At 37.9% G+C, this 12,776-nt stretch carries 14 protein-coding genes; all 14 read right to left on the minus strand.

Annotation, left to right across the window (positions count from 1 at the left end):
• Positions 1 to 26 precede the first annotated feature (26 nt).
• Positions 27 to 263 (minus strand): hypothetical protein, encoded by a 237-nt coding sequence (locus tag DW761_RS21375; protein ID WP_233513039.1) that lies wholly within the window; start codon positions 261 to 263, stop codon positions 27 to 29.
• Positions 235 to 690: a methyltransferase gene (locus tag DW761_RS06150; RefSeq protein ID WP_233513040.1), complete on the minus strand. Its 456-nt coding sequence runs from the start codon at positions 688 to 690 to the stop codon at positions 235 to 237. Before DW761_RS06150 ends, DW761_RS21375 begins: the two co-directional genes overlap by 29 nt.
• A gap of 55 nt (positions 691 to 745) precedes the next feature.
• Positions 746 to 1,345 (minus strand): stage II sporulation protein M, encoded by a 600-nt coding sequence (locus DW761_RS06155; protein ID WP_117453643.1) that lies wholly within the window; start codon positions 1,343 to 1,345, stop codon positions 746 to 748.
• Between the two features lie 65 nt (positions 1,346 to 1,410).
• Positions 1,411 to 2,586 (minus strand): DNA polymerase IV, encoded by a 1,176-nt coding sequence (dinB, locus tag DW761_RS06160; RefSeq protein ID WP_233513041.1) that lies wholly within the window; start codon positions 2,584 to 2,586, stop codon positions 1,411 to 1,413.
• A gap of 45 nt (positions 2,587 to 2,631) precedes the next feature.
• On the minus strand, positions 2,632 to 3,465 hold the full coding sequence (spo0A, locus tag DW761_RS06165) for a sporulation transcription factor Spo0A (RefSeq protein ID WP_117453645.1): 834 nt from the start codon (positions 3,463 to 3,465) through the stop codon (positions 2,632 to 2,634).
• 183 nt (positions 3,466 to 3,648) lie between these two features.
• On the minus strand, positions 3,649 to 4,632 hold the full coding sequence (locus tag DW761_RS06170) for a SpoIVB peptidase S55 domain-containing protein (RefSeq protein WP_117516852.1): 984 nt from the start codon (positions 4,630 to 4,632) through the stop codon (positions 3,649 to 3,651).
• A gap of 58 nt (positions 4,633 to 4,690) precedes the next feature.
• Positions 4,691 to 6,340 carry a DNA repair protein RecN gene (recN, locus tag DW761_RS06175; protein WP_117516854.1) on the minus strand — a complete coding sequence of 550 codons (1,650 nt, stop codon included), beginning with the start codon at positions 6,338 to 6,340 and terminating at the stop codon, positions 4,691 to 4,693.
• A gap of 19 nt (positions 6,341 to 6,359) precedes the next feature.
• Positions 6,360 to 7,142: a TlyA family RNA methyltransferase gene (locus DW761_RS06180; protein ID WP_117453648.1), complete on the minus strand. Its 783-nt coding sequence runs from the start codon at positions 7,140 to 7,142 to the stop codon at positions 6,360 to 6,362.
• On the minus strand, positions 7,132 to 9,009 hold the full coding sequence (gene dxs / locus DW761_RS06185) for a 1-deoxy-D-xylulose-5-phosphate synthase (RefSeq protein WP_117516856.1): 1,878 nt from the start codon (positions 9,007 to 9,009) through the stop codon (positions 7,132 to 7,134). The genes DW761_RS06180 and dxs overlap by 11 nt, the downstream gene beginning before the upstream one ends.
• A 13-nt stretch (positions 9,010 to 9,022) precedes the next feature.
• Positions 9,023 to 9,865 carry a polyprenyl synthetase family protein gene (locus tag DW761_RS06190; protein ID WP_117453650.1) on the minus strand — a complete coding sequence of 281 codons (843 nt, stop codon included), beginning with the start codon at positions 9,863 to 9,865 and terminating at the stop codon, positions 9,023 to 9,025.
• The gene (gene xseB / locus DW761_RS06195) at positions 9,858 to 10,073 is read right to left on the minus strand and encodes an exodeoxyribonuclease VII small subunit (RefSeq protein WP_117453651.1); all 216 of its coding nucleotides are present in this window, start codon (positions 10,071 to 10,073) and stop codon (positions 9,858 to 9,860) included. The genes DW761_RS06190 and xseB overlap by 8 nt, the downstream gene beginning before the upstream one ends.
• Positions 10,070 to 11,401, minus strand: a complete 1,332-nt coding sequence (gene xseA, locus DW761_RS06200) for an exodeoxyribonuclease VII large subunit (RefSeq protein WP_117516858.1) — start codon at positions 11,399 to 11,401, stop codon at positions 10,070 to 10,072. Before xseA ends, xseB begins: the two co-directional genes overlap by 4 nt.
• Positions 11,398 to 11,775 carry a transcription antitermination protein NusB gene (locus tag DW761_RS06205; protein ID WP_117453653.1) on the minus strand — a complete coding sequence of 126 codons (378 nt, stop codon included), beginning with the start codon at positions 11,773 to 11,775 and terminating at the stop codon, positions 11,398 to 11,400. The genes xseA and DW761_RS06205 overlap by 4 nt, the downstream gene beginning before the upstream one ends.
• Positions 11,776 to 11,849: 74 nt before the next feature.
• Positions 11,850 to 12,743, minus strand: a complete 894-nt coding sequence (locus tag DW761_RS06210) for a 5'-nucleotidase (RefSeq protein ID WP_117516860.1) — start codon at positions 12,741 to 12,743, stop codon at positions 11,850 to 11,852.
• Between the last annotated feature and the right edge of the window lie 33 nt (positions 12,744 to 12,776).

The following is a 12,776-nucleotide window of genomic DNA, read 5'->3' on the forward strand; positions in this document are numbered from 1 at the left end:
TATTTCTCATAAAAAGACCCTGAAACTTATGAACGTGTCTTATAGATTGGTTTTAAAATATGACAGTTTGGTTTTCCATCTTTAATAGCTTCAATCAAAACTGAAATTGCTTCCTTTTTGTTTTCATCATAAACAAATTGAATACTCCTTGTTTCCAGACGATATGTACGAAGTGTTGTGACAATATCGATCAGACGATCACTTCGATGCACCAAATAAAAGCGCCCCTTTTCATCAAGTGCCTCCCCAGCTTTTTTTCGCAAGTGTATCTAAAGATAGATAGATTTCATGACGTGCGATTCGAAGTGCTTCCGTTTCATTTTTTGCGCTTGTGGTGTGATCTGGAAAGTATGGAGGATTACAGATGACCACATCAACCTTTGGCATTTTCATATCCTTGACATCTCCCAACAAAATCTGTGCATGGGGAATGTTTAATTGTTCCATATTATAACGGGCAAGTGCCACTGCTTTTTCCTGTATATCAATACCGATTAAGCAAGATGGTGCAAAGCTGTTTGCGACAGCCAACAGTGCACCATTATTGGTACCGATATCTAATACACGATTGTTTCGTTTGATCTTCATGAAATTTGCCAATAAAGCGGTATCGCTGTTCATGCGAAACATCTCTTCATCCTGATATAAATAAATATCTGTGCCATTGATAAAATCATACGTATAACCCATAGAATCCCTCACTTTTTCCTGTATATTATATCATTGTATCCAAGATTCAGCTACCTTATTTCCCTATGAGATTAAACAGTTTTACAAACCAGACCATCAAATCAGCTTTTACATATGCTTCTGCTATAACCATGATAAAACAGATGATCAAATCATTTAAAATCGAATTGAATAATCTGTGAAAATCCAGTTTCTCACGATTGCTGCAAGAGATGATCAGATACATACTTAGCTGGATGGCACTTGCGGATATTAAGAAAGTTGCTAAACAATCGATTACTAGTTGAGGAAATAATGTTAATATAATGCCTGCGATACCCTTTAATTGATAGGTATAGACAAACAATGCACAAGAGAAACCAATCTGCATCCCCTTGGAAAAGATAATAAAACTGATGAGTGGGATGCCGATGATACTGGTACCTAATAAAAACACAAAAAGGATGAAGATGATACCTGAAAACAGCTGTGCCGAAAAAGAGGTAGAATCACTGGATATGGAATTCATATAACTGGTAAAATTTTTCATATCATTGATGTCGATGGTCTTACTGAAATAAAGTCCAGCCGCAATTCCTGCAATCAATAATATCCCGATAAACAGATATACGTGACGATATTTCCTGAAAAAGCCATGATATGCTTGTTGTTTCATGTACTCACCTCTACTAGAGCATATGAAAAAAAAGAAGTTTCATAGCTTCTTTTCGTTCGACATATTCAGCTTTTTTTCATTCTGCCTAGTGTGGTAAGATTGGCATTGGGTAATTGTTTATTTAATTCTTCCAGTACCAGATCTACTTTATTGGTGTTTTCGATCGGCTCTTGAAACATATTTATTTGATGAACGCTTTTCGCACTTTGAAATGATGCTAGCCCAATCCCTAAATGTCGAATGGGTGCACCACTGTAGTTGTGGTCAAATAGATATAACGCATGTTCAATCAATACGTTCACATCATTGGTATAGTGTTGTAAACTAACACTTCTTACCATATTGGAAAAATCACTATAGCGTATAGATATAGAAATCAGTTTTCCCTGTAGTCGTTCTTCTTTAGCTCTTGCGCTTAATGACTTCGCCAAACGGATAAATACGGTTTTTACTTCATCATATTCACTGATATCGCGATCAAGTGTTGTTGATTGGGATATGGATTGTACACCCTGGTTGTAATTTAATTTACTGCTTCCATTGCCTCTAGCATTCTGGATAAAGCCATATGCATGTTTACCTAGTAATGTCATCACTTTTTTCTCGTTTTCTTCACTTGCTAGATCACCAATGGTTTCGATGCCATTCTCGATTAATAAAGGAACACTTTTCTTGCCAATACCCCACATATCACTAATGGGTAATGGCCATAATTTTCTTGGTACCTCCTGTTTTCGAAGCACTGTGATTCCCATAGGTTTTCGCATATCACTGGCCATCTTAGCTAAAAATTTATTTGGCGCAACACCGATACTGCAAGGCAGCCTTAAATCATCCATAACATTTTTCTGTATGATCCAAGCAAGATCTAAAGGACGTTTATAAGCCTTGATTGCCTCCGTGACATCCATGTAGCACTCATCAATACTGGCTGGTTCAATAAAAGGAGAAAACTTTCTTAAATATTTAAAGAAACGCTCACTCAATTCCTCATACCAGCTGTAATCGCCTTGTACAACTACCAGCTCAGGACATTTTTCCATCGCCATATGAAGAGGCATAGCACTATGTACGCCATAGCTTCTTGCTTCATAACTGGCAGTAGATACAACACTTCTGCGGTTTAATCCTGCGACAACGACCGGTTGTCCTGCCAATGCGGAGTTTTTTAAAATCTCGGCACTGGCAAAAAATGAATTTAAATCGATATGAAATATTACTCTTGCACTCAAACACAACACATCCTTTATGGATAAGTATAAAGGAATTTTGTGAAAAAATCTACCTTAACGATATTGTTTTATCATACTGTTTTTATTCTTCATACGATGTTCCAAACGCAGCTTATCAGAAATCATCGCAATAAATTCTGAATTGGTTGGTTTTGCTTTACTGGCGGATATCGTATAACCAAAGATATCATCAATGGCATCAATATTGCCCCTGTTCCATGCAACCTCAATCGCATGACGTATTGCTCTTTCTACTCGAGAAGCAGTTGTCGCATATTTCTTTGCTATCTCAGGATATAATACTTTGGTGATTTGTCCTAGAAAATCAACATTTAAATAGGTTTCCAATATCGCTGTTCTTAAATACATATATCCTTTGATATGCGCAGGTATTCCAATTTCATGTAAGATTTCGGTAATTTCTCCTTCCAGTTCCAGTTTTACCATACGTTTCTTTTCATCCTCATTCAGATTGACCTTCGCTATACTGGCGGCCATGTTCTGTTTTTTACTGAATCCAATCACGAAATTTAATTTCTCTACCAGCTCTGTTATTTCAAAAGGCTTCATCAATATGTAATCAATCTTATAATTCGATACTGCATTAACGATAAGATCATTGACAAATGGCGTCGTACATACGATATGTTCAATTTCAATCTTATTCTTTTTTAAATCCGAAAGCACACTGATACCATCTTTCTTCGGCATAATTAAATCTAACAATAATACATCAATATGCTTTCCATGTAATTCTTTAATACATTGTTCTCCATTCGTTGCACTGCCAACGATTTGATACACATCGCTCTTCGCAAATGCTTCCTTCATACAATGAATCATTTCTAAGCTATCGTCTACTACATAAATCTGAATCTTGTTGTTCATATTGTTCCTCTCTCTCCTTTTACCTACTTTATTATACGGTGTATTGGTGCAGAATAGCACGAGTTTTGTCAAATGAAAAAAGAATTTTAGCAAAGTTTGCAGAAAGAAAATGAAAAATCGACCTTTTTTACCATTGTTTTTGACATATTGCCAAATACGGTAGTTAAAAAGGTCGAAGATTCGTTATAAAACGCTTTCTTCCAGCATCCAATCAATGAAAACTCCATATCCACGCATAGGATCTGATGTCACAACATGAGTCAGGGCACCAACGATTTTTCCATCCTGTATGATAGGAGAACCACTCATCCCCTGTATGATGCCATTGGTTTGACTTGTTAATGCAGGATCATCTACAGTTAATTCGATTCCCTTCATATCCCTGCTGTTTTGTTTATTCACTTTTGTAATGGTAATTTGATACATTTCTATCTGATTACCAGATAATACTGTATAAATCATCGCTTTTCCTGTATGCACCTTTGTATGATCGCCGACTTCGATTGCCTGCTTGTTTTCAGGCAACAGATCATATTGTCCAAAGATTCCAAGGCTGCTGTTTTTTTCAACGTCACCAAGACTTTTTGTGAAATCAATGGTTGCTTGTTTCTCACCAGGAACATTCTTTTTCGCCTTTTGGATACCATCTACAATGGCAGGATAAATATTTCCTTCATGAACCTTCGCAAATGTATGGGTATCGGAATCCATAATTTCATGACCTAAAGCACCATACCTTCCTGTATCTGGATCATAATAAGATATCGTACCAACACCTGTGATTTTATCTTTGACATATAATCCACTGTGAAAACCAGTTTTATCATAACTTGTTTGTATCGATACATCCATCTTTGCATCATTGCGGATAATTGTCATTGTCAAATCATTGATTTCTTTTTGATATTTATTCATCTCATTGGCCATATCTTGTAAAGAAGCAACTTTTACACCATTGATTGCGATAATCAAATCATTTGCCTTGATGACATGGGATGGATCAATTCGCTGGCTGCCTGCCATAAATGTATAGGTTCCACTAACCAGCACACCATCATAACTCACCTGTATACCAATACTTTCACCTCCTGGCACCAGTTCTTTGGCGGAAATACTTCCAAAGAAAAAAGCGAAGGATGTCAGGATACATAAGACTTTTTTATACAAAACGCATCACCTCCTGAAAGTTAGTCTACTCTCATTAGATGATGCGCACTCTAGTAAATTATTCCCTATGACCTTGGGCTATTTCATATAATTCTTTCGCAGAACTGATGGCATGTTCACTTTGTGAACCACTGGCAATATTTGCCAGTTCCATGATTCTTTCCTGCTCATTTAAATAAACGATATTGGTATGTGTTGTTTCTTCATCCTGATGTTTTTCTACCATGTAATGGGTATTGGCACATGCCGCTACAGGAGCTAAATGTGTCACACAGAATACCTGTGCTGTTTCACTTAACTGTTTCATCTTTCTACCAATGGCGAACGCTACTTTACCACTGACACCTGTATCAATTTCATCAAAAATGACGGTTTCCATTCCCATAAGGGAAGTAAATACGGTTTTTAAACCCAGCATCAAACGAGATAATTCCCCACCGGATGCTGTTTGGGATAATGGCTTTAAAGCTTCACCAGCATTCATGGAAATCATAAATTCTACTTTATCGATTCCATGGGCATTTCCTTCCATTGTTTCAAACTGAATCTTGAAACGAGCATGCTCCAGCTGTAAGTCCTTTAACTGCTGTACAACTAAATCAGAAAGTTCATTTGCTTTCAGTTGTCGGATATCATGAAGTTTATGTGCTGCCTTTAAAAAGGTATCTTCTGCCTTTTTCAGATATGTTTCCTGTTTTGCGATAAAATCCTGACGATGTAGGATACTGTCAATCTTTCGATCCAGTTCTTCACGTTTTTTCATTACAGATGAATAATCTCCACCATATTTACGATAGATTTTACGTATCAAGAAGATACGGTCCTGTATGGTGTTGAACGTTTCTTCATCATACTCCATTTGATCCATGAAATCGTGCAGTTCACTAATCATGTCTTCCATTTGATAGTAATGGTCGCTTAACGTTTCAGACATCTTTGTCAAACGATCATCTGGCAATGTGGAAAGTGGTTTAAAAGCCTGATATAAACCAGGATGCACTTCCTGTTCCAGCTTGTCGATGGCAATTTGTACGCCTTCACTGATTTTTTCAAAAGACTGCATGCGTTTTAACTGTGTTTCCAGTTCATCCAGTTCTTCTTCTCTAAGTTCTGCCTGATCAATCTCATTTAACTGAAATGTCAGGTACTCTAAATCATCTTCATTATAGTCACTGGATAAAGCTGCTTCCAATTCATCTTTGATTTTCTTATAAGCATGATATGTATGGTATACCTCCTCACGCAGCGCATCTTCTTTCACAAAGTTATCTAATAAAGACAGATGATAACGTGCATTCAACAGATATTGTGTATCATGCTGAGAGTGGATATCCACGATTCGTGATATGATTTCTTTCACATAGGAAACAGAAGAAACACGATGATTCACGCGTGTCGTGCTTTTTCCTTCTTTTGTGATTTCTCTTGTGATAATCAAAAGGCCTTCTTCCATATCAAAACCATCTGCTTCTAACTGTTTGATCAAAGCTTCATGTTCAATGAGGAATGCGCCTTCAATGATTGCTTTATCACAGCCTTTTTTTACCATACCGGCATTGGCACGATCACCTTTTAAAACGCCAATGGCATCCATTAAAAGCGACTTACCAGCACCTGTTTCACCAGTAAATGCAGATAATCCCTTTTGAAATTCCAAGGATACTTCATCAATTAATACAAAATTCTTCACAAAAATACTCTGCAGCATATACAACACCTACCTTTGCTTATGTACGAATGATTTTTTGTTCCTCTACAATACGTTTTAAATCAAAACTTTTCTTAGTTGGTTCAGATTTGATATGCATAACAAATTCTTTATTTCCATCACGCCCCAATATACTGCTGGACTGTAGATGGTGCACATATAATCCAACTTCCTGTACATAGGATATCATATCTTTTAACACCTGTACATGAATTTTTTTATCTTTTACAATTCCATGTTTGCCGATATGTTCTTTTCCTGCTTCAAATTGTGGTTTTACTAATGCCACAAGCTCTACATCATCCATGACTTCTTTGATAGCTGGAAGAATCAGTTTGATAGAAATAAAGGATACATCCATGCAGGCGAATGTAGGAATCTGATCAAACATATCTTTGGTTAAATAGCGGCAATTGGTATGCTCCATATTGATGATACGAGGATCATTTCTTAATGCAGGATCTAATTGATCACTACCTACATCTAATGCATAAACAAGCTTTGCGCCTTCCCGCAGACAGACATCACTAAATCCTCCTGTGCTGGCACCTACATCCATACAGATACGATCTTTTAAGTTTAATTGAAAATCTTCTATGACATCATATAGCTTAAATCCTGCCCGTGACACAAAAGAAAGCTGGGATGATGCCACTTGAACATCATCCTCATCTTTGACTTGAAAACTATTTTTTGTTATGATGTGCTGATTTACAGAAACACGTTGTGCTTTAATCGCATCCTGTGCCTTGCTTCGGGTTGTCACATAGCCATGTTCCACTAAGTATTGATCAATTCGCATGATGTTTCTCCCTGATCAAATCTAATACCAGTTCACATAAGGAATTGATATCCAAATGCTCCAGTTTACGAAGCTGTGGCAGAGAACCATGTGTTACATAATGATCACGAATACCCAAGCGTATAAATTCTGTAGCTAAATGATGATCATTGACATATTCTAAAATTGCACTGGATAAGCCTCCTGCCAACATATCAGATTCATAAATGATGACAGGCTTCTTCTGTGCACATATTTCTTCCAGCATCATGGTATCGATTGGTTTAAAGAAGCGTGCATTCACAACTCTAACTGGCAATTGATTCACCTTGGCTTTTGAGATGATACGATCAACATCCGGTCCATAAGTGATAATGATGACTTCATATGTATCCATCTGCCAGCTGGTCCAGCTGCCAATTTCAAGTGGTGTATAATGTTTTAGCTTTTGATAAGGGGTATTTCCCCTTGGATATCGGATGGTAAAAGGATGAGATTGCAGAAAGGCTGTATACATTAGATTTTGTGCCTCTATCGCATCTTTTGGCTGTGATAAAATCATATTGGGAATACTTCTGAGCATCGCAATATCAAAAACGCCATGATGGGTTTCACCATCTTCACCAACCAAACCACAACGATCAATACCAATGACAACAGGTAGATCCATTCTAGCAACATCGTGATTGATTTGATCATATGCACGTTGTAAGAATGAGGAGTATACGGAGATAAAAGGACGAATGCCGCTTGTGGCAAGCCCTGCCGCAAACGTCATGGCATGTTCTTCCGCAATGCCACAGTCAAATGCCCGCTCAGGAAATTCATTGAAAAAATCACGCAGTTTGCTGCCGCCAATCATCGCAGGTGTAATTCCTACGATACGTTCATCCTGTTGGGCTAAGTCTATCAGTGTTTTGGAAATCACTTCACTCCAGCTTAAATGACCTGCTGGCATCTTCGCAAGTGTTTGACCACTTTGTGGATCAAATTGAGAAACGCCATGCCAGTTTCCTTCTTTATCCTCTTCCGCAAAGGAATATCCTTTTCCTTTTTTTGTCATGACATGAACAACAATTGGCCCGTCATGATTTTTCGCATTATGTAATACTTTGATCAAGGTACGAAGATCATGTCCATCTACAGGGCCGATATAATCCAGATTGAATTCACCAAAAATCGATGTATCTACCACGTTGGCTTTTACAGCATTTTTCACACTGCGCATGCTTTTTAATACTGCAGAACCCGTTTTTGTGCCAGATAAAGCACCTTTTAAGTCCTCTTTCAGATTATTATATGGACGGCTGGTGCGCAGTCTTGTGAACGCCTCATCCATTGCTCCGACATTTTTTGATATGGACATATTGTTATCATTGAAGATGATGACCATCTTGCTGTTTAACGCACCAATCTGATTCAATGCTTCCATTGCCATGCCCCCGCTCAATGCACCATCGCCTATCACAGGAACAACTTCAAAATCTTCATGGCGCAGATCTCTTGCGATTGCCATGCCCAGTGCACCAGACAGCGATGTACTGGAATGTCCAGCCTCCCAGGCATCATGCTCGCTCTCATTACGTTTCTGAAAGCCTGCTAATCCTTTATATTGACGTAAGGTTGGAAATTGTGAAACACGACCGGTTAATATTTTATGTACATATGACTGATGCCCAACATCAAACAGAAATTTATCCTGTGGAGTTGAAAAAACATAGTGCATGGCGACACTTAATTCCACAATTCCAAGATTGCTAGACAGATGTCCTCCGGTTTTTGATACACTGTCAATTAAGAACTCACGTATCTGCACACACAGATCTTCTAATTCTGGGATGGAACAGTGTTTGATATCATCCGGGCTTTTGATATCATAAATATTCATAAAAAGACACCTCTCAATGTTTTCTGTTGATTAATAACTGTAATAGCTCAGTCACTTTTTCATCATGTACGGTCAGACTCTTTAATTCTGCCATCGCTTCATCATAATACTTCTGTGCATCAACCTGTGCACCCTCTACTCCACGAAGAGATACATAAGTGGTCTTATCATTCGATAAATCACTATGGATATTCTTTCCAAGTTCTTCTTTGGTACTTGTAACATCCAAAATATCATCCTGAATCTGGAAGCTTAAGCCGATAGCACGGCCAATTTTCTTCCATACGGAGATATCACCTTTACGCTCTGCGATAAAGCAGGCACATACCATTGGCAGTGTTAAAAGCTTGCCTGTCTTATATTCAAAGATATCCAGCAGTTCTTCCAATGTGACGGAAGCTTTTGCTTCGCCTTCGATATCTTTAATTTGTCCTAAAATCATACCATCCGCACCACTGTATTGAGCAAGTGCACGCAAGATATCTGCTTTTAATGCAGAAGTTGTATCTACTTCACTTGCGATGATAAATGCCTGTGTCAATAAAGCATCCCCTGCAAGTATGGCAGTTGCTTCATCAAATTGTACATGACATGTTGGTTTTCCTCTGCGCAGGGTATCATTATCCATTGCAGGAAGATCATCATGAATCAAAGAATATGTATGAATCATTTCAATCGCAGCAGCTACAGGATAACCTGCTTCTTCACGAACACCATATGCTGATAATACCGCAAACAATAAACGTGGACGTATACGTTTGCCTCCTGCCATCAAAGAATACTTCATCGCTTCTTTGACTTTAGAATCCTGCACACCATCCAGGGTATGTAGTAAATATTCTTCAAAGTTATTCATGGTTTGCGTCCTCCTGGTAGCTTTCTAACAGACTGGCTACTTTATTCTCAAAGTTTTTTAACTGTCCATCACATGTTTGAACAAGCGAAAGTCCTTCTTCAAACAGGGCGATTGCTTCTTCCAGTTCCAAATCATTTTTTTCAAGTGCGCCAACGATTTCATTTAAACGCAGCATTGATTTTTTAAATGATGGTGTTTTGGTTGTCATGATAATTCCTCCTTTTTCTTTACATCTGCATGAATGAAACCATCCTGCATTCTTACACGAATAGAATCATTTTCTTTTATATCATGGATGCTTTTTACCACATGATCATCCTGATAAGTGATTGCATAGCCTCTTTCAAGGATCTTTAAAGGACTATACGCATCTAATAAAGATAGCTTTGTGGCATAAGCCTGTTTCTGTTTATTTTCAAACTGCTTCATCGTATAGATCAACAGATCTTTTTGACTTTGCATTTGTTTCTCATTTTCACTGGCGATTTTTTTAGCATAGATTGCCAGTGCATTGGATAATTGTTGTAAAGAACTTTTCTGTGTTTTGATCATCGATTCCACTTTACCTAAACTTTGTACATGCATGGCAAGTGTCATCTGTTCTTTCATAATATACGACATTGGATCTTTTAAATAACGGTTTTCCTTTATCTGCACCAGCTGATGTTTCTTTTCCATATATAACTGGCGCATATCCTGTATCATACGCACTCTGATATCAGAAAGCGAACTTTTTACTTCTTCTATATTGGGAGTAATCAGTTCAGCTGCTGCAGTAGGTGTTGGTGCTCGTGCATCAGAAACATAATCTACCAGAGTGGTATCTGTTTCATGCCCAACACCAGTAACTACTGGCGTTTCACATTTTAAAATCGCACGTGCCAATGCTTCTTCATTAAAGCACCACAAATCTTCAATCGCTCCTCCACCTCTTGCTAGTAGTATGACATCATGCTTCATCGCATCTGCCTTTTCAAGGTTTTCAATCAGATTTTTAGTGGCTGAGATACCCTGTACTAAACTTGGATATACACTTACTTCACAAATCGGCCATCTGCGGGAAATCGTTGTTAGAATATCCTGCACAGCTGCACCTGTTTTAGCAGTAATAATTGCGATATTCATTGGATACGCAGGTAAAGGTTTCTTGCGTGCTTCATCAAAACAGCCTTCTAAACGCATTCTGTTTTTTACTTCTTCTAATTGTAAAAACAAATCACCCAGTCCATCCTGCTGTACTGCAGTGACATATAATTGTGTCGTTCCACTTGCTTCATACATGGAAACACTTGCGCTGACAATGACTTTCATGCCTTCCTTCAATAGCATTTTACATCTGCATGCATAAGAAGAAAACATGACGCAACTGATTTTTGCTTTATTGTCTTTTAAGGAAAAGTACCAGTGACCGCTTCGATGATTCGTAAAATTACTCACTTCTCCTTTGACCAGGATACTTTGAAGATTCATATCATGATCAAGGGAACCCTTAATATATTTTACAAGTCCAGCGACACTGTACATTGGTTTACTCATAGACGATCTAAAACTCCATTGATCAATTTATATGCTTCATCATCGCAATATTTTTTCGCAAGTGTGATTGCCTCATCAATAACAATAGGTTTTGGTGCTGTTTCTAAATCCAGTTCGCAACAAGCCATTAATAAAATTGCCTGTTCCACAAAACCCAGACGTGCAAATGTCCATTCCTCATTTAGTCTTTCATTGATTTTGTCAATATATACATCTTTATAAGTAATTGCATCCACTGTAATTGTATAAAGGAAAGGATCTACTTCATTTCCTTCACAGTTGTCATATAATGCCAGTTTGATATCTTTGTTCAATAATAAATGTTGATAAAGACATGTCATGCCTTTTTCTCTTAACTGATGTCTGCTTGCCATAATATAAATCCTCCGCTCATATGTTATTTTATCATAGTTTCATCATATATTTCTATTCTTGTGCTATGGTTTTCTTATTTTCGATAAGGGACCTGCGCGCTTGGAACTACGCTGCTTGCCGGCTTGGCATGTACCTCCTGATCATCAAAGAAGATATGTGGATGAAAAGCCTCTAATATATCTTTCTTTGGTAAACCACCTAAAAAGAATGCTTCATCAATTCTTACATCCCACGCCCGCAGTGTTCGTATGACACGTTCATGTGCAGGGGCATTTCGTGCAGTCACAAGTGCTGTACGAATCGGTGATGCATCATGTGGAAATTGTTTTTGAAGATCAGAAATTGTCTTAAGAAAATGGGCAAACGGGCCTTGTGGTAGTTCTTTTTTCGCAAGACGCTTTTCATTTTCCACGAATGCTTCCAATCCATCCTTTTGAAAGATACGCTCGCTTTCATCCGAGAACAATACAGCATCTCCATCAAATGCGATACGTATCTGGTCAATATCTTCATATACTTCCGGCTTACGGATAGGATCTGTATAGATTCTTCCAGCCGCAAAGCCTGCATTGATTGCATCTTCTACATCACCTTCATTGGCACTCAAAAACAAATCTACACCAAATGCGCCAAGATATTCTGCCAAAGAGCTTCCTCCCGCAAGTACTGCACGAGAGATTCCCAGTTTGTAATGGGCGATACTGTTAAAAATACGTAAAGAAGTATCTGCACTGTTTCTTGACATAATAATGACTTCCACGCGATGCTTATCTTCATTCAGCTTTAATAAAGCCTTTACCAACGCAAAGCCACTGCCTGGTTTTAATATATCATTTTCATGTTCAATCTGATATTGGGCATACGCTGTCAACCCTTGTTCATCAAAGATGCGGTTTTCTTCATCTAAATCAAACAATGCTCTGGAACTGATGCCAATGACCAGACAATCATCTAATGTAACTGCCATATCATTCACTCCTTTCACGAAAAAAAGAAATCC

Source organism: Absiella sp. AM29-15 (genome assembly GCF_003434225.1).
Taxonomy (GTDB): Bacteria; Bacillota_I; Bacilli_A; order Erysipelotrichales; family Erysipelotrichaceae; genus Hoskinsella; species Hoskinsella hominis.

Excerpts from the sequence above, each read along its gene's own strand:
- DW761_RS06150 (WP_233513040.1), bottom strand. The coding sequence starts at position 690 with ATGGGTTATACGTATGATTTTATCAATGGCACAGATATTTATTTATAT.
- DW761_RS06155 (WP_117453643.1), bottom strand. The coding sequence starts at position 1,345 with ATGAAACAACAAGCATATCATGGCTTTTTCAGGAAATATCGTCACGTA.
- spo0A (WP_117453645.1), bottom strand. The coding sequence starts at position 3,465 with ATGAACAACAAGATTCAGATTTATGTAGTAGACGATAGCTTAGAAATG.
- recN (WP_117516854.1), bottom strand. The coding sequence starts at position 6,340 with ATGCTGCAGAGTATTTTTGTGAAGAATTTTGTATTAATTGATGAAGTA.
- DW761_RS06180 (WP_117453648.1), bottom strand. The coding sequence starts at position 7,142 with ATGCGAATTGATCAATACTTAGTGGAACATGGCTATGTGACAACCCGA.
- dxs (WP_117516856.1), bottom strand. The coding sequence starts at position 9,009 with ATGAATATTTATGATATCAAAAGCCCGGATGATATCAAACACTGTTCC.
- DW761_RS06190 (WP_117453650.1), bottom strand. The coding sequence starts at position 9,865 with ATGAATAACTTTGAAGAATATTTACTACATACCCTGGATGGTGTGCAG.
- xseB (WP_117453651.1), bottom strand. The coding sequence starts at position 10,073 with ATGACAACCAAAACACCATCATTTAAAAAATCAATGCTGCGTTTAAAT.
- xseA (WP_117516858.1), bottom strand. The coding sequence starts at position 11,401 with ATGAGTAAACCAATGTACAGTGTCGCTGGACTTGTAAAATATATTAAG.
- DW761_RS06205 (WP_117453653.1), bottom strand. The coding sequence starts at position 11,775 with ATGGCAAGCAGACATCAGTTAAGAGAAAAAGGCATGACATGTCTTTAT.
- DW761_RS06210 (WP_117516860.1), bottom strand. The coding sequence starts at position 12,743 with ATGGCAGTTACATTAGATGATTGTCTGGTCATTGGCATCAGTTCCAGA.